Source organism: Micromonospora sp. NPDC005305, assembly GCF_040607315.1.
Lineage (GTDB): Bacteria > Actinomycetota > Actinomycetes > Mycobacteriales > Micromonosporaceae > Micromonospora.
In genome coordinates this window covers 208219-226684 of sequence record NZ_JBEXGL010000003.1, presented here as the reverse complement: position 1 = coordinate 226684, position 18466 = coordinate 208219, and the positions used below count along the sequence as shown (strand labels likewise).

General features: G+C 71.5%; 21 protein-coding genes. 7 read left to right on the top strand and 14 right to left on the bottom strand.

Annotation, left to right across the window (positions count from 1 at the left end):
• Positions 1–20 precede the first annotated feature (20 nt).
• The gene (locus tag ABZS80_RS07055; RefSeq protein WP_355054867.1) at positions 21–575 is read right to left on the bottom strand and encodes a hypothetical protein; all 555 of its coding nucleotides are present in this window, start codon (positions 573–575) and stop codon (positions 21–23) included.
• A gap of 136 nt (positions 576–711) precedes the next feature.
• On the opposite strand from ABZS80_RS07055, the gene ABZS80_RS07050 reads away from it, so the two are divergent.
• A complete protein-coding gene (locus ABZS80_RS07050; protein WP_355054866.1) occupies positions 712–1833 on the top strand; it encodes a glycerophosphodiester phosphodiesterase family protein in 1122 nt (373 codons plus the stop codon).
• Between the two features lie 92 nt (positions 1834–1925).
• On the opposite strand, the gene ABZS80_RS07045 is transcribed toward ABZS80_RS07050, so the two are convergent.
• Genes ABZS80_RS07045 through ABZS80_RS07035 form a run of 3 tightly spaced genes read right to left on the bottom strand, consistent with a single transcriptional unit; the run spans position 1926 to position 5021 of the window.
• Positions 1926–3335 carry an ABC transporter substrate-binding protein gene (locus ABZS80_RS07045; RefSeq protein WP_355054865.1) on the bottom strand — a complete coding sequence of 470 codons (1410 nt, stop codon included), beginning with the start codon at positions 3333–3335 and terminating at the stop codon, positions 1926–1928.
• 19 nt (positions 3336–3354) lie between these two features.
• Entirely contained in the window at positions 3355–4185 is an 831-nt protein-coding gene (locus tag ABZS80_RS07040; RefSeq protein ID WP_355054864.1) for a carbohydrate ABC transporter permease, read from the bottom strand.
• Positions 4182–5021, bottom strand: coding sequence for a sugar ABC transporter permease (locus ABZS80_RS07035; protein ID WP_355054863.1), 840 nt, complete (start codon positions 5019–5021; stop codon positions 4182–4184). The genes ABZS80_RS07040 and ABZS80_RS07035 overlap by 4 nt, the downstream gene beginning before the upstream one ends.
• A gap of 488 nt (positions 5022–5509) precedes the next feature.
• Here ABZS80_RS07035 and ABZS80_RS07030 point away from each other — a divergent pair, with 488 nt between their 5' ends.
• On the top strand, positions 5510–6175 hold the full coding sequence (locus ABZS80_RS07030; RefSeq protein ID WP_355054862.1) for a DUF4097 family beta strand repeat-containing protein: 666 nt from the start codon (positions 5510–5512) through the stop codon (positions 6173–6175).
• Between the two features lie 109 nt (positions 6176–6284).
• On the top strand, positions 6285–7052 hold the full coding sequence (locus ABZS80_RS07025; RefSeq protein ID WP_355054861.1) for a L,D-transpeptidase family protein: 768 nt from the start codon (positions 6285–6287) through the stop codon (positions 7050–7052).
• 128 nt (positions 7053–7180) lie between these two features.
• Here the strand turns inward: ABZS80_RS07025 and ABZS80_RS07020 are convergent, their stop codons facing one another.
• The 4 genes from ABZS80_RS07020 to ABZS80_RS07005 all read right to left on the bottom strand — a co-directional run bounded on the left by ABZS80_RS07020 (position 7181) and on the right by ABZS80_RS07005 (position 11430).
• Positions 7181–8473 (bottom strand): GAF domain-containing protein, encoded by a 1293-nt coding sequence (locus tag ABZS80_RS07020; RefSeq protein WP_355054860.1) that lies wholly within the window; start codon positions 8471–8473, stop codon positions 7181–7183.
• 320 nt (positions 8474–8793) lie between these two features.
• The gene (locus ABZS80_RS07015) at positions 8794–10008 is read right to left on the bottom strand and encodes a DUF6596 domain-containing protein (protein WP_355054859.1); all 1215 of its coding nucleotides are present in this window, start codon (positions 10006–10008) and stop codon (positions 8794–8796) included.
• A gap of 43 nt (positions 10009–10051) precedes the next feature.
• Positions 10052–10423, bottom strand: a complete 372-nt coding sequence (locus ABZS80_RS07010; RefSeq protein WP_355054858.1) for a YciI family protein — start codon at positions 10421–10423, stop codon at positions 10052–10054.
• A gap of 131 nt (positions 10424–10554) precedes the next feature.
• Positions 10555–11430 carry an alpha/beta hydrolase gene (locus ABZS80_RS07005; protein ID WP_355054857.1) on the bottom strand — a complete coding sequence of 292 codons (876 nt, stop codon included), beginning with the start codon at positions 11428–11430 and terminating at the stop codon, positions 10555–10557.
• 90 nt (positions 11431–11520) lie between these two features.
• Between ABZS80_RS07005 and ABZS80_RS07000 the strand changes: the two genes are divergently transcribed.
• From ABZS80_RS07000 to ABZS80_RS06985, 4 genes are read left to right on the top strand one after another with little or no spacing between them, the layout of a single operon-like run.
• Positions 11521–11724 carry a hypothetical protein gene (locus ABZS80_RS07000; protein WP_355054856.1) on the top strand — a complete coding sequence of 68 codons (204 nt, stop codon included), beginning with the start codon at positions 11521–11523 and terminating at the stop codon, positions 11722–11724.
• Positions 11724–12167, top strand: a complete 444-nt coding sequence (locus tag ABZS80_RS06995) for a CDP-alcohol phosphatidyltransferase family protein (RefSeq protein ID WP_355054855.1) — start codon at positions 11724–11726, stop codon at positions 12165–12167. Before ABZS80_RS07000 ends, ABZS80_RS06995 begins: the two co-directional genes overlap by 1 nt.
• Complete coding sequence (locus tag ABZS80_RS06990; RefSeq protein ID WP_355054854.1) at positions 12164–12508, top strand: hypothetical protein; 345 nt, start codon at positions 12164–12166, stop codon at positions 12506–12508. Before ABZS80_RS06995 ends, ABZS80_RS06990 begins: the two co-directional genes overlap by 4 nt.
• Positions 12505–12945 carry a hypothetical protein gene (locus tag ABZS80_RS06985; protein ID WP_355054853.1) on the top strand — a complete coding sequence of 147 codons (441 nt, stop codon included), beginning with the start codon at positions 12505–12507 and terminating at the stop codon, positions 12943–12945. Before ABZS80_RS06990 ends, ABZS80_RS06985 begins: the two co-directional genes overlap by 4 nt.
• 74 nt (positions 12946–13019) lie before the next feature.
• Here ABZS80_RS06985 and ABZS80_RS06980 read toward each other — a convergent pair whose 3' ends face one another.
• The 6 genes from ABZS80_RS06980 to ABZS80_RS06955 all read right to left on the bottom strand — a co-directional run bounded on the left by ABZS80_RS06980 (position 13020) and on the right by ABZS80_RS06955 (position 18436).
• Entirely contained in the window at positions 13020–13622 is a 603-nt protein-coding gene (locus ABZS80_RS06980; RefSeq protein WP_355054852.1) for an LUD domain-containing protein, read from the bottom strand.
• On the bottom strand, positions 13619–15028 hold the full coding sequence (locus tag ABZS80_RS06975) for a lactate utilization protein B (RefSeq protein ID WP_355055065.1): 1410 nt from the start codon (positions 15026–15028) through the stop codon (positions 13619–13621). Before ABZS80_RS06975 ends, ABZS80_RS06980 begins: the two co-directional genes overlap by 4 nt.
• 17 nt (positions 15029–15045) lie before the next feature.
• On the bottom strand, positions 15046–15819 hold the full coding sequence (locus ABZS80_RS06970; protein WP_355054851.1) for a (Fe-S)-binding protein: 774 nt from the start codon (positions 15817–15819) through the stop codon (positions 15046–15048).
• Positions 15820–15897: 78 nt separating this feature from the next.
• Positions 15898–16581, bottom strand: coding sequence for a FadR/GntR family transcriptional regulator (locus ABZS80_RS06965; RefSeq protein WP_355054850.1), 684 nt, complete (start codon positions 16579–16581; stop codon positions 15898–15900).
• A gap of 32 nt (positions 16582–16613) precedes the next feature.
• The gene (locus ABZS80_RS06960) at positions 16614–17465 is read right to left on the bottom strand and encodes an amidohydrolase family protein (protein WP_355054849.1); all 852 of its coding nucleotides are present in this window, start codon (positions 17463–17465) and stop codon (positions 16614–16616) included.
• The gene (locus tag ABZS80_RS06955) at positions 17462–18436 is read right to left on the bottom strand and encodes an aldo/keto reductase (RefSeq protein WP_355054848.1); all 975 of its coding nucleotides are present in this window, start codon (positions 18434–18436) and stop codon (positions 17462–17464) included. The genes ABZS80_RS06960 and ABZS80_RS06955 overlap by 4 nt, the downstream gene beginning before the upstream one ends.
• Positions 18437–18466: the final 30 nt, after the last annotated feature.

The window sequence follows — 18466 nt, the reverse complement described above, 5'->3', positions numbered from 1 at the left end:
GCCGGCAGGGCCGGAGACGGCTACCGAAGGTCGATGAGCTGCGGCGGGACCTCGCACCGCAGCCCCACCGAGTTCATCCGGTCGGTGAGCGGCCCGCCGTCGGCGGTGGGCACCACGAAGTGCGGCCGGCGGCCGGCGGCAAGGTCGGCCGCGTACCGCTCGCGTGCCCCGACGAGGGTCTCCCAGTCGGCCAGCCACGCGTCGGTCGGACGATCGTCCGCCAGCAGGTCGCGGTCCAGGTCGCGCACCTGCGCCACCATGACGGTCACGGCGGCGTTCTGCTCCCGGATCGAGCGGACCCGCGCGTCGACGGGGGCGTCGGGCGGCGCCGCCTTCGCCGCCACGGTGGCGCGCATCGTGGCGCACGCGTTCTCCGCCACCTCGCTGACCGGCGGATTGTCGATCAGCTCGGGCCGGTCGTGGTTCGCGTACGTCCAGAGACCGGCGCAGAACACGACGACGCCTCCGACCGCGATCACGACGACCAGGACGGCGCCGAGGACCCACCAGCCCGCGCTGCCCCGCCCCGGCGGCGCGGACCCGGGATAGGGCGGGAGTGTGGGCGGACGGCTCACGCCTGAATCGTGTCGCCCCTGTCAAGGGCCGCCGTCCGGCCGCCGAGCCGCGTTCCACCACCGGGAGGTGGACCTCGCCGGTCGGCGGGTTAGGGTCGGGCCGTAGCTGCCGGTCCGGATCACGGGGAGTTCTCGGATGAGCACGCGTCAGACGTACGCGCACCGCGGGTCGTCCGGTATGGCGCCGGAGAACACCGCGGCCGCCTTCGAGCTGGCGATCGCCGACGGCGCCGACTACATCGAGACCGACGTGCAGCTCAGCGCCGACGGGGAGTTGGTGATCATCCACGATGCCACGCTCGCCCGCACCACGGACGCCCGCCTGGCATACGCGGACCGCGCGCCCTGGAACGTGCACGACTTCACCCTCGCCGAGCTCACGAAGCTCGACGCCGGGGGATGGTACGACGACGACTTCACCGGCCAGCACATCCTGACCTTCGACGATCTGCTCGACCTGCTCGGGGGCCGGGTCGGCCTGAACCTCGAACTGAAGTCGCCCGCGTTGAATCCCGGGCTGGCGCGCGCCGTCGCCGCTCGGCTGCGTGAGCGTCGCGGCGAGATCGAGCTGGGCTCTCGCCCGTGGCCGCTTGTCGTCGGGTCCTTCGACGAGCAGGCTCTCCGGGACTTCCACGCGCAGTTGCCCGGCGTCCCGGTCGCGCTGATCGCCTACGACGTGCCGACGAGCGGGAAGCTGACCGAACTCGCCGCGTGGCTCTTCTCCGTCAACCCGGACATCCGCCGGCTGGAGCCCGAGGACGCGGCCCGCGTCATCGAGGCGGGCCTGGCCCTCGTGCCGTGGACGGTCGACTCGCCGGAGTTGTGGCGACGGGCCCTCGACCTCGGCGTCGCCGGCATGATCACCAACTATCCGGGTGCCCTCACGAACATGCTGCACGGCCGCGACCCGGTGCCCGGAGCGGCGGGGGTGGTCGTCGAGGATGTCGTGCACCACTCCCCCGGCGACGAGCCGCAGTGGGCCGGCGAGCACGTCGTCCTGCGCAACGTCTCCGGACAGCCGGTGGACGTCAGCGGCTGGTACCTGCGCAGCCAGTCGTCCGCCAGGGTCCTGGTGGGCGACGGCTACGTGATTCCGGCGGGTGGGCTGCTGCGGGTGTGGACCGGCCCGGGCCGGAACGACGCCGCCACCTACCACAACGGCCGCACCGCCACTGTCTGGAACGGCACGAAGGGCGACTCCGCCGGACTGCACCGCGCCGACGGCACGATCGTCGACCTGTACGCGTACATCGTCTGATCTGGACGGGAGGCCCCCGCGCGGCCGGCCGAGCGTCGAGGGGCCGGCTCCCTACGGAGCCGGCCCCTCTTCTGAGGTGTCCCCTCGGTGGGTCAGCTGACCGACTTGTTGTAGCTGTCGATCGCGGGCTGCACGCTCGCCGCGGCGTCCTTCATGGCCTGGTCGGCCGGCTTGCTGCCGACGATCGCCGCCTCCAGCCCGTCCTCGGACGCCTTGCGGGCCTGCGGCATCACGCCGAGCAGGCAGCCGGCCGAGGCGACCGACGGCGGCAGCGCGTGCAGTTGGTCCACGGCCGTCTTGAACTGCGGGTACTGCGCCACCCAGTCCTTGTCGATCTGCTCGTCCAGTGCCTTGGCGTTGACCGGCACGTACCCGGTGCCCGTGTGCCACTTGGCCTGCTGGGCCGGGCTCACCGCGAACTTCACGAACTCCCAGGCGGCGCGCTTCTCCTTGTCGCTGTGACCGACGCCGTTGATCCACAGCGAGGCGCCACCGATGATCGGCCCGCCGGTGGCCGCGCTGCTCGCCTTCGGGTACGGCGCGGTGAGCACCGTGAACTTGCCCTTGGCCGCGTCGACGTAGCCGCGCATGGCGCCCGTGGACTCCAGATGCATGGCCACGGTGCCCGCCTTGAAGGCGGCCTGGGCGTCGTCGGTCTTGCGGCCGGTGTTCGTCGCGTAGCCGCCCTTCACCAGGTCCACCCACCACTGCGCGACGCGGACGCCGGTCTCCTGGTCGAACTGCACCTTCGTCGCCAGGCCCTTGCGCCCGTTGCCGTTGTCGCAGTATTCCTTGCCGTCGGTGGCGATCAACTGCTCCAGCAGCCAGCCGTAGATGGCGGCCCCGAAGCCGTACTGGACGGTCTTGCCGCCGGCGTCCTTGACGGTCAGCTTCTTCGCCATCTCCCCGATCTCGTCGAGGTTCGTCGGCGGCTTCGTCGGGTCGAGGCCGGCCCGGACGAAGGCCTCCTTGTTGAGGTACAGCAGCGGGGTGGAGGTGTTGAACGGCATCGACTGGAGCTTGCCGTCGATCGAGTAGTAGTTGGCGATGTTCGGCTCGATGTCGCCGGCGTTGAACTTGTCCTTGTCGATGAACTTGAACATCGGCACGGTCTGCTTGGAGTCGACCATGAAGCGGGAGCCGATGTCGTAGACCTGCACCAGGGCGGGAGTGTTCTTCTGCTGCACCGAGGCCTTGTACTTGGCGATCGTCTCGTCGTAGTTGCCCTGGTAGATGGGCTTGACCTCGACCTTGCCCCCGCTCTGGGCGTTGAAGTCGGCGACCAGCTTGTCGATCGCCGCGGCGTTGGCGCCCTTCATCCCGTGCCAGAACTCGATGGTGGTCTTGTCGGTGGCCTTCTCGAGCACCTCGGCGCCGGGCGCCTCGAGCGCGTCCTTGGCCGAATCGCTGCCGGACCCGGAACCACCGCACGCCGTCAGCGCGGCGGCGGCTGCCAGGGCGACGAATGCCGTCATGGCCCGACGGAGCTTGGGTTGTCTCACGGGTTCTCCTCTTCTCGAATTACTTCAGCGCGCCGGCGGTGAGGCCACGGACGATGTAGCGCTGACCGAAGAGCACGACAGCCAACGTCGGCAGCAGGGACAGCGCGACGCCCGCGAGGACCAGGCCCGGTTGCGCCACCTCGGCGTCGTTGAGCTGGGAAATGCCGATCTGCAGCGTCTGGAAATCCGAGTCGCGGATCAGGATCAGCGGCCAGAAGTACTGGTTCCAGGCCGACAGGAAGACGTAGACACCGACCGCCGCGATCGACGGCTTGGACAGGGGCACGATGACCCGCCACAACAGGCGCCAGTGACCGCACCCGTCGATCACCGCGGCGTCCCGCAACTCGGTCGGGAACTGCAGGAAGGCCTGCCGCAGCAGGAACGTGCCGAACGCCGACGCGAGGAAGGGCAGCACGAGACCGAGGTAGGTCATCCCACCCCGCGCCAGACCCCATCCCGAGATGGCCAGGTAGTTGGGGATGATGATCGCTTCCCACGGCACCATGAGCGTGGCGAGGAACAGCGCGAACGTCACCGCCTTCGCGGGCAGGCGAAGGAACGCGAAGGCGTACGCGGCCAGGATGCTGGTGACGATCTGGGCCAGCGTGATGGCCCCGGCCTGGATGGCGGAGTTCACGTAGAAACGGCCGAGCGGCACCGAGCGGAAGACGTCGGTGATGTTCTGCCAGTAGAGCTCGTGCGGCACCAGCGCCGGCGGGTAGGTGGCCAGGTCACCGGGACCCATCACCGCGCCGACGAAGCCGTAGTAGATGGGGAACAGGACCGGGATCGCGGCCAGGCCGAGCACGACGTAGACGGCGACCCGCCCGAGGCTGAACTTTTTCATCGGTAGTGGACCCGCCGCTCAAGGATGCCGAACTGGACGGCCGTGCAGCCGAGCATGACGACCAGCAGCACGACGGCCTGTGCGCTGGCCGACCCGAAGTCGGAGGACCCGAAGGCGAACGCCTTCTCGTAGATCGAGTAGACCAGCGTGGTCGTGGCCTGGTCCGGGCCGCCCTTGGTCAGGATGTGGATCTGTCCGAAGCTCTGCAACGCGTGGATCGTGGACACCACGACGAGGAAGAACAACTGCGGGGAGAGCAGCGGCACGGTGATCCGGGAGGCCAGCCGCCAGCCGGACGCCCCGTCGAGCCGCGCCGCCTCGACCACCTCCGGTGAGATCGCCGCGACGCCGGCGGAGAGCACGAGGACGTTGTAACCGAAGTTCATCCACACGGTCGCGGCGCAGACGGCGGGCAGCGCGATCGACGGGTCGGTGAGCCAGTTGACCCGGTCGATCCCGAGGGAACCGAGCACTCCGTTCGCCACGCCGATCGCCGGGTTGTAGATGACGGCGAAGACGACCGACGCCGTCGCCACCGAGAACGCGAACGGCAGCGCGAAGGCGGTGCGCAACACCCGTATGCCGCGGATGCGCGCCTCCAGCAGCAGCACCACGAAGAGCGCGCCCAGGACGGCCGGCACCACCGAGAACAGCGTGAACAGGCCCGTCGTGGCCAGCACCTTGCCGAAGTCGGCTGACAGCATCTCGCGGTAGTGCTCCGCGCCGACGTAGACCGACGGGGCGCCGAAGAGGTCGTTGCCGTGGACGGACAGGTACAACGTCCGCCCCAGCGGCCAGAACACGAACAGCACGAAGACCACGACCGACGGCAGCAACAGCAGCCACCCGAGACCGGATTCGGTGAAACGTGCCGGCTTCCCCCGCCGGACGGTGGAGCGTGTGGACTCTACGGTCGAGGCGCGGTCATCCGGTGGGGCGTTGACGGTGCGAGGGGGAGGCACCGCAGCACAGTACCAACGCGATCGAGCGAAAGAAATCCTTCCCTGCGTGACCCGGAGCTGGAAGTTCTTGCCAGCGAGCCCCCGCGGCCGATGGCTGCCCGAGGGACACCGTCCCCAGTGCTCGCCGAGGATGCGCAAGAGGGTCAAGGTTGACCCCGGCTCACCCCGACCGTGGCGTTCACCCAACGCCCATTGCAACGATTCAGGCTCTCCGCGTTGCGTTCCCGCCACGGTCGTTGCAACACTTTCGGTCCGTTGAGCTGTGAGTACGTGCGCCGCACGCAACAGCGGCGTTGCCGAGATTTGGAAAGCAACGTAGCGTTTCCGATGTCAGAAACAGTGCGTGAACATGGGAGAGCATGATGCAGACGTTCGACACCCCCGCCCCGATCTCCGCTGTCCTGGACATCCCCTCGGGACGCATCCAGTTCATCGCCGCGGACCGCTCCGACACCACCGTCGAGGTCCGGCCCGCCGAGCCCGGCAAGAGCCGCGACGCCACGACCGCCGAGCAGACCAGCGTCACCTACGCCGGCGGCGTCCTGCGGGTCACGGCCCCGACTCCCGACAACCGGCTCTTCGGCCCGTCCGGATCCGTGGAGGTCACCGTCCAGCTGCCCGCCGGCTCCCGCATCGAGGCGAAGGCCGCCGCCGTCGAGCTCCGCGGGGTCGGGCGCCTCGGTGACGTCGTCGTCGACGGCGCGTACCGCCAGATCAAGCTCGACGAGGCCGCGAGCGTCCGCCTCACCGCGGTCGACGGGGACGTCGAGGTCGGCCGGCTGAACGGCCCAGCGGAGATCAGCACCGCGCGGGGCGACATCCGGATCGCCGAGGCCGTGCGAGGCGCGGTCGTGCTCCGCACCCAGTCCGGCGACATCTCGGTCGCTGCCGCCGGCGGCGTCTCGGCCGCGCTGGACGCCGGCACCGGCTACGGGCGCATCAGCAACGCCCTCAAGAACGACGGCACCGCCGAACTCGACATCCGCGCCACCACCTCCCAGGGCGACATCACCGCCCGCAGCCTCTGACCGGCCGGCCGTTCCCCGGGCACCGTCAGCGTCGCTCGGCGCCCGGGGTACGGCGATTCAGCGCGGTGAAGGACAACACGGAGACGGCCGAAGTGCGAGGATCTGGCAGATGAAGCGGAGATCTCTGATCCTCGGCGCGGCGTCCGGCGCCGCCGCTCCCGTCATCGCCTCCGGGGCGACGCCCGCCGCGGCGTCGACCCCTGACGCCACCATCGACAGGCCCCGGCCGCGCCGCTCCTCGCGGAACAACAAGGCCCACAACCTCACGACCCTGCCGGCGACCACCCGGCAGGTCGTCATCGTGACCGCGGCCAGCTACCGCACCAGTTACGCCACGCTGGAGACGTTCGCGAAGGTCGACGGGAGCTGGACCCCAATCTCGGCGGCGCTGCCCGCGCGGATCGGATCCCAGTTCTTCAGCGACCATCACGTGGAGGGTGTTCCGACCACGCCGACCGGTGTCTACTCCATCGGCCCGACGATGTACGGCATCGCGGCCAACCCGGGCGTCCGGTACCCCTACCACCGGCTCGTCGTGAACGACTGGTGGAACGAGAACCCGAACTCCCCCGCCTACAACACCTTCCAGCACACGACCACCAGTCCCGGTGGCCTCAGCGAGGCGCTGTGGCAGGAGAAGCCCGCCTACACGCACTTCGCCGTGATCACCTACAACATGCCGCCGAACGTGGCGAAGCCGGTGCCGAACGCGGGCAGCGGAATCTTCCTGCACGAGTTCAGCAAGACCCCGTCCGGCCCCACCGCCGGCTGCGTCAGCCTGTCGCACACCGACCTGGTCAGCGTGCTGCGCTGGCTCGATCCCGCGGCCCAGCCGCGCATCGTCATGTGCCCGCTGGAAAGCCTCGGTCGCTACTGACCCTCGGCGATCACGCGAGGACGGCAGCCTCGACAGGTCCGAACCACCGGCGCCGACGTGAGGCCGCCGCACCGCACGGCACCGGGGGCGGGCCGCTCAAGCCTCGCCGTCGGTGGCCCGGACGAGGGTCAACGCCTGAGGTACGCGGCCAGGCCGCCGAGTTCCTCGCTGGCGATGAACACCGAGCGCACGTTGATGATGGCTTCCTCGACGTGCGTGGGGCAGCCCCACGCCGAGTCGCCCCACGAATCGGCGATCTTGATCTCGGCCGGTGCGGGGCACCCGCCGGTACCGCCGAGCTGGCACTGCTCGGGGTGCGGTGTGGCGGCCTGCGCGGCGGCGGCAGCGCGCATCCGGGCGGTGAGTTCCGCGGCAGCGGCGGCGCGCTGCTCGGCCTCGGCGCGCAGTTCGCGCTCCGCCTGCACCACCTTCGCCAGCTCGTCATGCGCTGCTCGGGCTCGTGCGTCGGCGGCCGCCTTCGCCTGTTCGATGTGGTGGCGTTCGATGGCCAGGGCCGCCGTGCCGGTGAAGACCCGGGCGAGGGCGAGATCAGTGTCCTGCGGAACGCGGGGAAGGCGCTGGTACATGGCGAAGGTGCCCAGCAGGCTGCCGTCACGGGCCAGGATCGGCGTGGACCAGCAGGCGCCCAGTCCCGCCCGCTCGGCCAGGTCCCGGAAGTCGTCCCAGAACGGGTCGGTGGCGATGTCGGTGACGATGACCGGTTCCCGGCGGTGCGCGGCGGTGCCGCAGGAGCCGACGCCCTCACCGGTGGCGATCCCGTCGATGGCCTGGTTGTAGAAGTCGGGCAGGCTGGGCGCGGCGCCGTGGCGCAGGTGCCGGCCGTCGGGATCGGCGAGCAGGACGGAGACCAGGACCTCCTGCGGTGCAAGGTTCTCGATACAGCGGGCCATGCCGTCGAGCACCTCGGTCAGCGGTGCCTGACGGGCGATCTGCTCCACGAGGGCGCGATGTTCCGCCATCAGCCGTTGAGCGTGCTTCACCTGTGTGGTCTCCACGCCGATCACACGGATCCCGGTCACCTTGCCGTCGGCGTCCCGCCGCGGCTCGTAGGTGAAGTCGAAGAACGACTCCCGCGCGTGCGGCCCGGCGCCCAGCACCACCCGGACGTCACGGCCGGTGTAGGGCTCGCCCGTGCGATAGACCTCGTCGAGCAGAGCGATGACGCCCTGGCCGGCCAGCTCGGGCATCAGATCCACGAGCGGCGCTCCGGTGCGGGCCCGCGTCTCGCCGATGGTGACGAAGAACGCCGGATTCGCGCTTTCCAGCAGGTGCGTCGGCCCGGCCAGCGAGGCGAAGACGGCGGTGGACTGCCCGAACAACGACCGGAGATCCTCCTCCGCTCCGTGCCCGGCAACTGAGGAATCCACCGCAGTCGGCTGCTGGCCCGCTACCGCCGTCATGGTGTCATCCCTCTCTGCCCTGCGTGGTGACGGGCGTGCCAGCCCGGGGCTCCGCCTCGCGGCTGTCCCGGACCGCCGGTCCTGCCCGTCGCGGAGCAGCAGGCATGCCGATCGGGACGCCGGTCGCTCCGGAGAGCGTAACGGATGGGCGGGCGGACCTGCCCGGTTCGGTGGCGGCGCCCGTGCTCGACCCGCCGTTGCGCCGGGTTCGCCGACCCGTCGAGATGCCGGGGACAGTCAGTCGGCCGGACCGGCGGAGCCGGCCCCCGCGGGGCCAGCACGTGGCACCGCTCGAAGCCCCGCTGGCCGGGCCGGAGAGGTCAACCCAGCGCGGCCGCCTTGCGCAGCAGCACCGAGCGTTCGCGCTGGTTGGCGCACAGCCGGGCCGCCAGCTCCAGCTCGGCGCGCGCCTCCGGTCGCCGTCCGAGCCGGGCCAGCAGCTCGCCGCGTACGGTGGGCACCAGATGCGAACCGGGGAGCCGATCGGAGGCGACCAGCTCGTCCACGATGGCCAGGGCGTGGGCCGGACCTGAGGCCATGGCCACGGCGACGGCCCGGTTGAGCTCGACCACCGGCGAGGGCGCGACCCGGCCGAGCGCCTCGTAGAGCACCACGATCCGGTCCCAGTCGGTCGCCTCGACGGAGGGCGCGGACGCGTGGGCGGCGGCGATCGCGGCCTGCAGGCCGTAGGGGCCGAGGCCGCGACTCGATGCCTTGGCCAGCGCGGCCAGCCCACGGCGGATGGCCGAGAGGTCCCACCGCCGCCGGTCCTGGTCCTCGAGCAGGACCGGTGAACCGTCTGGGCCGGTCCGGGCCGGGAAGCGCGCGGCCGTCAGCTCGCACAACGCCAGCAGCCCGTGCACCTCCGGCTCGTCCGGCTGCAGCGCGGCCAGCGTGCGGGCCAGCCGGATCGCCTCGTACGCGACGTCCGGACGCAGCAGACGATCGCCCGACGTGGCCGTCGACCCCTCGGTGAAGATCACGTAGAGGACGCTGAGCACGGCGCCGAGCCGTTCCCGACGCTCGCCCGCCGTCGGCAGTTCGAACGGCACCCCGGCCGCCGCGATCGTCTTCTTGCCCCGGGTGATGCGGGCCTGCACGGTCGGCACGGACACGAGGAACGCGCGGGCGATCTCCTCGCTGGACAGGCCGCCGACCACGCGCAGGGTCAGGGCCACCCGGGATTCGGGCGACAGCACCGGATGGCAGCTGATGAACATCAGCGCCAGGACGTCGTCGTCGATCTTGTCGAGGTCGATTTCCTCGTCGACCGCCGGGTCGGCCGCCAGCAGGGCGTACCGGTCCTGGAGGGCGGTCCGGCGACGGATCACGTCGACGGCCCGCCGCCGGGCCGTGGCCATCAGCCAACCGGCCGGATTGGCCGGAGCGGCGAGCGGCCACGACACCAGTGCCTCGGCCACCGCCTCCTGGGCCGCGTCCTCGGCCAGTCCGAAATCGCCGGTGAACCGGGTCAGCGCGGCGACGATCCGCGCCGACTCGATCCGCCAGACGGCCTCGACGTCGGCCGTACCCATCAGATCTGGCCGTTGCTCTCGCGCCCGGCCCAGTCCTGGACGGTCACGCCTCGACCTGCGGGACCTCGTCGCTCCCGGGCACCCGCCGGACCTCGACCTTGGCACCGCGGGCCGCCGGCACCCGCTTGGCCCACTCGACCGCCTCCTGTTTCGAGGCCACGTCGAGCAGGAAGAAGCCCCCGAACAGTTCCTTGGTCTCCCCGTACGGCCCGTCCGTGACCACCGGGGCCTCGCCGCTGAAGTCGACCACCACGCCCCGGCCCGGATCGTCGAGCCCTTCCGCCGCGAGGAGGACGCCGGCCTTGACCATCTCCTCGATGAACTGGCGGGTCGTGGCCATCATCTCGTCGATGTCGGCCATCATGGCCGCGTTCGACTCGTCGGTGCCCCGCATGATCAGCAGGTACTTCGGCATGGCGCTCTCCTCGTCCGCCGGGGCCGCCTCTCGGCCCTCGCACCCTAACGTCGAACGAGCGGCGCGCGGATCGACACGGCCCCGGAGAAATCTCCCGCCGCACGGCAGCCGGGCTGCGCAACCCGGATTGGTCAACCGGCGGCGAGAACCTCTCGTAGCCTCGCGGCGAACTCTTCGGGCTTGCCGGCGTAACCGAACTGACCACCGAGGAATCCGCCGTGATGGCTCGGGAACACCGTGGCTTCCTGGCCGAGCAGGGCGGCGGCGCCGACGGCCGTGCGGGCGGTGTACGTTCCCGCCGACTCCTCGCCGACCGCGATCACGATCCGGGTCGGTGCCGCGGTGAGCGCTTCCGCGTCGGGGCGGTAGTCGGTGATCGCCCACGAGTTCTTCGACAGCAGCGGATCGTCGCGGGTGCCGTCGTCGTCGGTTGGCAGGCCGAACATCGCCGGGTCGGGCTCGGGCTGGGCAAAGTAGGCGTCGGTGAACTCGCCCTGCCAGGACGTCATCGCGATGAACGCGGCCATGCCCGCACCGGTGCCCTTCGCCTGGTACGCCTCGTGGAAGGCGGCCCGCGCGCGTTCGGCGGCCGCGGCGTCGGGTAGCACGGCGTTGATCGGCGGCTCATGCGCCACCAGCGTGACGACGTCGCCGGGGTGGCTCGCGACCAGTTCGAGCGCGGTCACCGCACCACCGCTGCTGGCGAACATGTCGACCGGACCGGCGCCGAGCGCCTCGACCAGAAGGTGCAGGTCGGCGGCCTGATCCTGCGGCGTGTGATCGGACCGGCCGTCCTTGCGGACGCTGCGGCCCAGCCCGCGCGGGTCGTAGGTGACGACCGTGCGGTCCGTGAAGTGGGCGGCGAGCGCGTCGAAGCCTTCCGCAGTCATCGGCTGGCCGATCATGACCAGGGCGGGACGCCCACCGGCTGGTGGGAGCGGGCCGCGAACGTCGTAGACCAGGTCGACGCCCGGCAGGGCGAGGGTATGCGTCTGTGGCTGCGTCATGACGCTGAGACTACGGCCGCCGACACAGCAGGCCTCGGCTGTGATCTCCGCCCACCTCTCCCAGCGTTCGGTTGACACTTGTGCTGGCACATGCAAATAAGGCATCAGCCGGCCCTGCTCCAGGTGCACCTGAAGAAGCTGGAGCGGGCCGGTCTGGTGACCGCCGACCTCGAGCTGTCGCCGGACGGCAAGGCGCTGAAGTTCTACCGGGCCGCGCCGTTCTCGCTGTTGCTCACACCCGAGGTCATCGCCGCTGCGGCGACCACCCTGACCACCGATCCGAAGGAGCAATGATGGACATCGCCTCCATTTTCCTCATCGTGGCCGGCGCGCTGATCATCGCGGTCATCTGGTTCCTCAGCACCCGTTCCCGGGCCGAGCAGCAGCGGCGTCACGCCGATCTGACCGAGCGCACCGAGCGCACCATGAGCCAGGTACGCGATCAGCTTGCCGAGCTCAACCGACGCACCGGCGAGGTGGAACGCATCTCAAGAACGCCGAATGAGACATGCGCCCACGCGATCACCGCGGTCCGGACGGTGGTCGCGGTCGGGCTGGGGGTGACGGCCCTGGCTCAGCGCAGCCCGGCCCTGCTGATCGCGGCGTACGCCACCTACTGGGTCGGCGACATCGCCGACGGCGCCGCCGCCCGCGCACTCGGCCAGGAGACCCGGGTGGGCGCCGTCTTCGACATCGTCGCCGACCGCGCCTGCACCGCCACCTGCCCGCCGCGTTGATCGTCCTGCGACCCGACACCGCGCTGCCGGTGGGCGTGTTCCTCTTCCAGTTCATGGTCGTCGACCAGCTGCTGAGCCTGGCGTTCCTGCGCTGGCCGTTGCTCAGCCCGAACTACTTCGCCCAGGTCGACCGCCGGATCTGGTGGTGGAACTGGTCGCCGCCGGCGAAGGCCGTCAACACCGGCGCCCTTATCGTCCTGGTCGTGCTCAGCCCGTCACCGTGGCCGCCGCTGGCGTTCGCGCTCGCGGTCACCGCCGTCAAGGTCGCCTCGCTGGTCGCCGTGACCCGGCTGACACCTCCCACGACAATCTTCCCCACCCCGGTCTGCGGCTCGCGATGATCGCGATCCTGGCGGCCGCGGCCGTCGGGATCGTCTCGGCCGTGCTGCCATTCGTCCCGATCGAGCCCTACCTGGTAGCCACCACGGCCGCCGGGCACGGTCATCCGGTGGCGCTGGGCCTGGCCGCCGCGGCCGGCCAGACCGCCGGGAAGGTCGTGCTCTTCCTGGCCTCGCGGGGCGAGGTGCGGTCGGCGTGGCTCCAGCGCAAGCTGGCTTCCGTACGCCGCACCGGCCGGCACCGCCGCCCACCACCCGACCGGCCGTGGCCCGCCGCAGCCCTGCTCGCGGTGAGCGCCACCACCGGCCTGCCACCCCTGCTGGCCACCAGCGTCTACTTCGGAACGACGACGATGCGCCCGGTCGTCTTCACCGGGATCTGCCTGGCCGGCCGCGCGGTCCGCTTCGTGGCCGTCGCCTATGCCCCCGGCCTCGCCTGACGTCAGGGATCCGGCCGTCTGCGCGAGGGACGAGCAGAAGCCCGTCGTTGTTGAGGTTCACCCGCTGGCCCGGCTCACCCCGTGATGATGACGTGCAGGTTCCGCGGTCCGTGGACGCCCTCGACCCGGTTGAGTTCGATGTCACTGGTGGCCGACGGCCCGCTGATCCACGTCAGGGGTCGGTGCGGATCGACCCGGGTGAGGGCGTCCGGCACGGTGGCGACGACCTGCTCGGTCCGCACGACGCACACGTGCACGTCCGGCAGCAGTGTGATGATCCGGCGGCCCTGGTCGGGGGCCCCGTCGAGCAGGATCGTGCCCGTCTCAGCCACGGCCACCGCCGCCGCGGTGACGACCCCGTCCAGGGTCGCGATCCGCGCCGCGGTGAGGTTGTCGTCCAGCACCGGGGTGACGCTGTCCGGCAGCCAGTGCCGGGGCAGTTCGGGTGGCACGACGATCTGCCGGCCGCCGAGCAGTTCGTCGACGGTCCGGGCGACGTCGGTGTCGGCGCACCGGTGCACCGTGGCCCGGTAGTCGGTGAGTCGGTGGACGAGCAGGTCGAGGTCGGTGGCGACGGCGCCGGCGGGCCGGTAGTCCCGGAGCATCTCGGCCGGCGCGGTCCGTGGCTCGCCGAGTGCGGCCCGGAGCCGGCCGAGGACGAGGTCTCGCGCGCTCACCGCTCGGCCCACCACTGGCGGAAGGTCTGCGGCGGCGGCTGCGGCAGGTCACGGCTGGCGGCCCAGCCGGACAGCGGTGGTGGCAGGCCGCGTCCGCGCGGGCCGGCGAGCCGGCTCAGCTTCGCGGCGCGCTGCGCGGCCGCGTACAGCGCCGGATGGTCCATGGTGTACGCGGCCACGGCCATCGCCGCCGCCTCGGCGCGGGGGTGGGGGGCCTCGGCGCGCAGGTGGACCAGGATCGACGGGATGTCGATCATCACGGGGCAGGCGTCATAGCAGGCGCCGCAGAGCGACGAGGCATACGGCAGGGAGGCGTTGTCGGCCACGCCGGTCAGCTGCGGGGAGAGCACCGCCCCGATCGGACCCGGATAGACCGACCCGTACGCGTGCCCGCCCGTGCGTTCGTACACGGGGCAGACGTTCAGGCAGGCCGAGCAGCGGATGCAGTGCAGCGCCTGCCGGCCCACCTCGTCGGCGAGCACCGCGCTGCGCCCGTTGTCCAGCAGCACCAGGTGGAACGCCTGCGGCCCGTCACCCGGCGTGACACCGGTCCACATCGAGGTGTAGGGGTTCATGCGCTCCCCGGTCGACGCCCGCGGCAGCAGTTGGAGGAACACCTCCAGGTCCCGCCAGGTGGGGACGACCTTCTCGATGCCCATCACCGTGATCAGCGTGTCGGGCAGGGTGAGGCACATCCGCCCGTTGCCCTCCGACTCCACCACGGCCAGGGTGCCCGTCTCGGCGACGGCGAAGTTCGCCCCGGAGATCGCCACCTTCGTGCTGAGGAAGGTCCGCCGCAGATGCCGGCGGGCCGCCGCCGCCAGGGCCGCCGGCTCGTCGGTCAGCCCTGGATCGACGTCGGGCATCTCACGCAGGAAGATCTCCCGGATCTCGGCCCGGTTGCGGTGGATCGCCGGCACCAGGATGTGGCTGGGCTTGTCCCGCCCGAGCTGGACGATCAGCTCGGCCAGGTCGGTCTCCACCGGCTCGATCCCGGCCGCCTCCAGGGCCTCGTTCAGGCCGATCTCCTGGGTGGCCATCGACTTGACCTTCATGACCCGGTCGGCGCCGGCGGCCCGGACCAGGTCGGTGACGATCCGGTTCGCCTCGACCGCGTCGGCCGCCCAGTGCACCGTGCCGCCGGCCGCGGTGACCGCCGCCTCCAGCTGTTCGAGCAGCTCGGGCAGGCGGGCCATCGTGTCGGTCTTGATCGCCCGGCCGGCGGCGCGCAACTCCTGCCAGTCCGGCACCTCGCCGATCACCGCCCCCGACTTGCCGCGGATCGTCGTGGTGGCGTGCCGCAGGTTCCGGCGAAGCTGGGCGTCACCCAACGCCCGCCGGGCCGCGGCCGGGAACGGCTCGTCGCCACGCAGATGCCCCACCCCGCGCGGAGCAGGCGTCGGCATGCCCAGGAAGGTCCTGCTCACGGTCGCACCTCCAACCGGTCCCGCTCACCGGCCGTCTCCGACCGTTCCGTGCTGGCCAGGATCTCCGCCAGGTGCACCGTCCGCACCCCCGCCCGCAGGCGGGACAGCCCGCCACCGATGTGCATCAGGCAGGAGGCGTCCCCGGCCGTGCACACGTCCGCCCTCGAAGCCAGCACGTTGCGCATCTTGTCCGCCAGCATGGCCGTCGAGGTGTCCGCGTTCTTCACCGCGAAGGTGCCACCGAAGCCGCAGCACTGCTCCGCCTGCGGCAACTCCACCAGCTCCAGGCCCCGCACCTCGCGCAGCAGCCGCAGCGGCTTGTCCCCGACGCGGAGCATGCGCAGGGAGTGACAGGTCGGGTGGTACGTCACCCGGTGCGGAAAGTACGCTCCGACATCGGTCACCCCCAGCACGTCGACCAGCAGTTCCGACAGTTCATGCGTCCGCGCGGCCACCTCCTCCGCCCGGCTCGCCAGCCGCTCATCCCCCGCCCGGCGCGCCACCGTCGCATGCTGATGCCGCACCGACCCGACGCACGAGCCGGACGGCGCCACCACCACGTCGTACGGGGCGAAGACCCGCACGTGCCGGCGCACCAGCCGCAGCGCCTCGTCCGGATAGCCGGTGTTGACGTGCATCTGCCCGCAGCAGGTCTGCTCCTCGGGGAAGACGACCTCGTGGCCGAGGCGTTCCAGCAGCCGCACCGTCGCTCTGGCCGCCTCCGGGAAGAGGGTGTCGGCGAGGCAGGTCACGAACAGGGCGATCCGCATCGTCAGCCACCCGGCCCGTCTTCGGCATGAGCGCGCCTGGGGTTCAGCACCTCGGCATCTGCCGGCAGGCCGGCACGCTCAGACAATGCGGCCCAGCCATTCCTCGACGCCGGCGATGTGGACCGTCGCCCACGATCGGGCCAGCTCGGGTTGCCGGGAGGCGATGGCCTCCAGGATCGCGGCGTGCTGTTCACGGGTCTTGTGGACGGCGCCCTCCTGCGTCAGTCCCCGCCAGATGCGGGCGCGGGTGGTCGGGCCGGAGAGGCTGTCGAGCAGCGAGCTGAGCAGTTTGTTGCCCGCGCAGGCCGCGATCTGCCGATGGAACTCCAGATCGTTGGCGACGAGTTCGTCGATGCTCGGATCCTCGCCGAGCGCGTCCAGCACGCTCCGGAGCTTGCCGAGTTCCTCATCACCGATCCGCTGCGCGGCGAGCGCGGTGGCGGCCGGCTCGAGAATGCGGCGTACCTCCAGGAACTGGAGGACGGTGTCGTCCCGGTGAAAGTCGACGACGAAGCTCAGCGCGTCGAGCAGCATCGCCGGGTCGAGGCTCGTCACGTATGTGCCGTCGCCCTGGCGCACGTCGAGCACCCGGATCAGCGACAGCGCTTTGACCGCCTCGCGCAGGGAGTTGCGGGACAGGCCGAGCCGCTCGGCGAGGTCGGGTTCGCGCGGCAGCCGATCACCGGGGCGCAGTTCGCCCGCGACGATCATCTGCTTGATCTTGCCGATCGCCTCGTCGGTGACCGCCATGCGTTCCTTCACCGTCCCTATCTACCACGAAAACCGGTACGTGCTCAGGGGCCGAGTCGGTAGGTTCGCGCCGCGGTGTCGCCGAACACCGCCGCCCGCTCCTGCGGCGACAGCGGAGGCAACGCCTCGGCCACCGCCGACAGCACCGCGCCGTAGTCGGCGGCCAGCCGGCAGACCGGCCAGTCCGAGCCGAACATCAGCCGTTCGGGGCCGAACAGCTCCACGGCCGCGCCGACGAACGGGCGCAGGTCGGCGACCCGCCACCGGTTCCGGTCCGCCTCGGTGACCAGCCCGGAGAGCTTGGCGGTGACGTTCGGCAGTGCCGCGAGTTCCGCGACCGGACCCGCCCATTCGGCCAGGCCGGCCGCGCCGTCGCGGATGCGGGGTTTGCCCAGGTGGTCGAGGACGAAGCCGAGCTCCGGCACGGCGCGGGCGGCCCGGGCCACCGCCCCGAGCTGGTCGACCCGGACCACGACGTCGAATGCCAGGCCGGCCTCGGCGACGGTACGAAGCCCGCGCCGGACCTGCGGGCGGTCGAGGTATTCCGGGTCCGCCTCGCCCTGCAGTTGCGGCCGGACGCCCACCAGCAACCCGCCCCCGGGCAGCTGCCGGTAGCGGGCGATGGTGTCGGCGAGCGCGGGGTCGGCCGGGTCGGCCCACGCGACCACCCCGCCGATCGCCGCGGTGCTGCTCCCGTACCCGAGCAGGACGGCCGCCTCCGCGGTGTCGCAGCGCCCGCCCTCCACCAGGATCGTCCGGTCGACGCCGGCGGCGGACAGCTCCGGCTGGAGATCGGCGGGCAGGAACGACCGGCGGATCGGGGCCAGGTCCGGCTCGTCGAGCCACCGGTAGCCGTCGTCGATCCGCCACAGGTGGTGGTGCGCGTCGACGATCATGGCCGGCCCGACGGACGGATCGGGACCGGGGCATCCGGGCGCAGCAGTCCTTCGACGACCAGCTCGGACCAGAATTCGGCCGGCGGTGGTGCGGCTGCCTGCAGCGCCTCGTTCCGCCGCACCTGCCGGGAGTCGTGCGCCCCGACCACCACCGCCGCCACCGCGGGGTGCGCGCCGGCGAAGGCGAGCGCCGCCGCCGGCAGCGAGGTCCCGTGCCGGGCGCAGACGGCGGCGATCGCCCGCACCCGGTCGACCATCGGGGCCGGCGCGTCGTGGTACTCGTAGGGCAGCCCGGCGTGTGGCCGGTCGACGGCGAGCAGACCGCTGTTGAAGACGCCCGCGTTGAGTACGGAGACGCCGCGCTGCGCGCACTCCGGCAGCAGCGTGTCCAGCGCGGGCTGCTCCAACAGCGTGTACCGGCCGGCGACCATGACGGCGTCGAGTTCGGTCTCGGTGACGAACCGGTGCAGCACCTGCCACCGCTTGGACCCGACCCCGATCGCGCCGACGACACCCTGCGCCCGCAGGTCGTGCAGGGCCGGATAGGCCTGCTCGAGCGCCTGAGTCTGGTGGTCCTCCGGATCGTGGATGAGCACCACGTCGATCCGGTCCAGGCCGAGCCGGACCAGGCTCGCCTCCAGCGAACGGTGCACCCCGTCGGCGCTGAAGTCCCACACCCGGCGGTGGTCGGCCGGCACGTGGAAGCCCGCCGGGTCTGGTCGCGCCGCTCCGGCGGGGTCCGGCACGAGCAGGCGACCCACCTTGGTGCTGACCGAGTACGAGGGTCGGGGCAGGCTGCGCAGCGCGTCGCCGAGCCGGCGCTCGGAGAGCCCGAGCCCGTAGTGGGGAGCGGTGTCGAAGTACCGGATGCCCGACTCCCAGGCCGCCGCCACGGTGTCCGCGGCCTCCGGGTCCTGCAGCGCCGTGTACAGATTGCCGAGTTGGGCGCAGCCGAGACCCTGCGGACTCACGGTCACCTCGGACCGCCCCAACCGGACAGC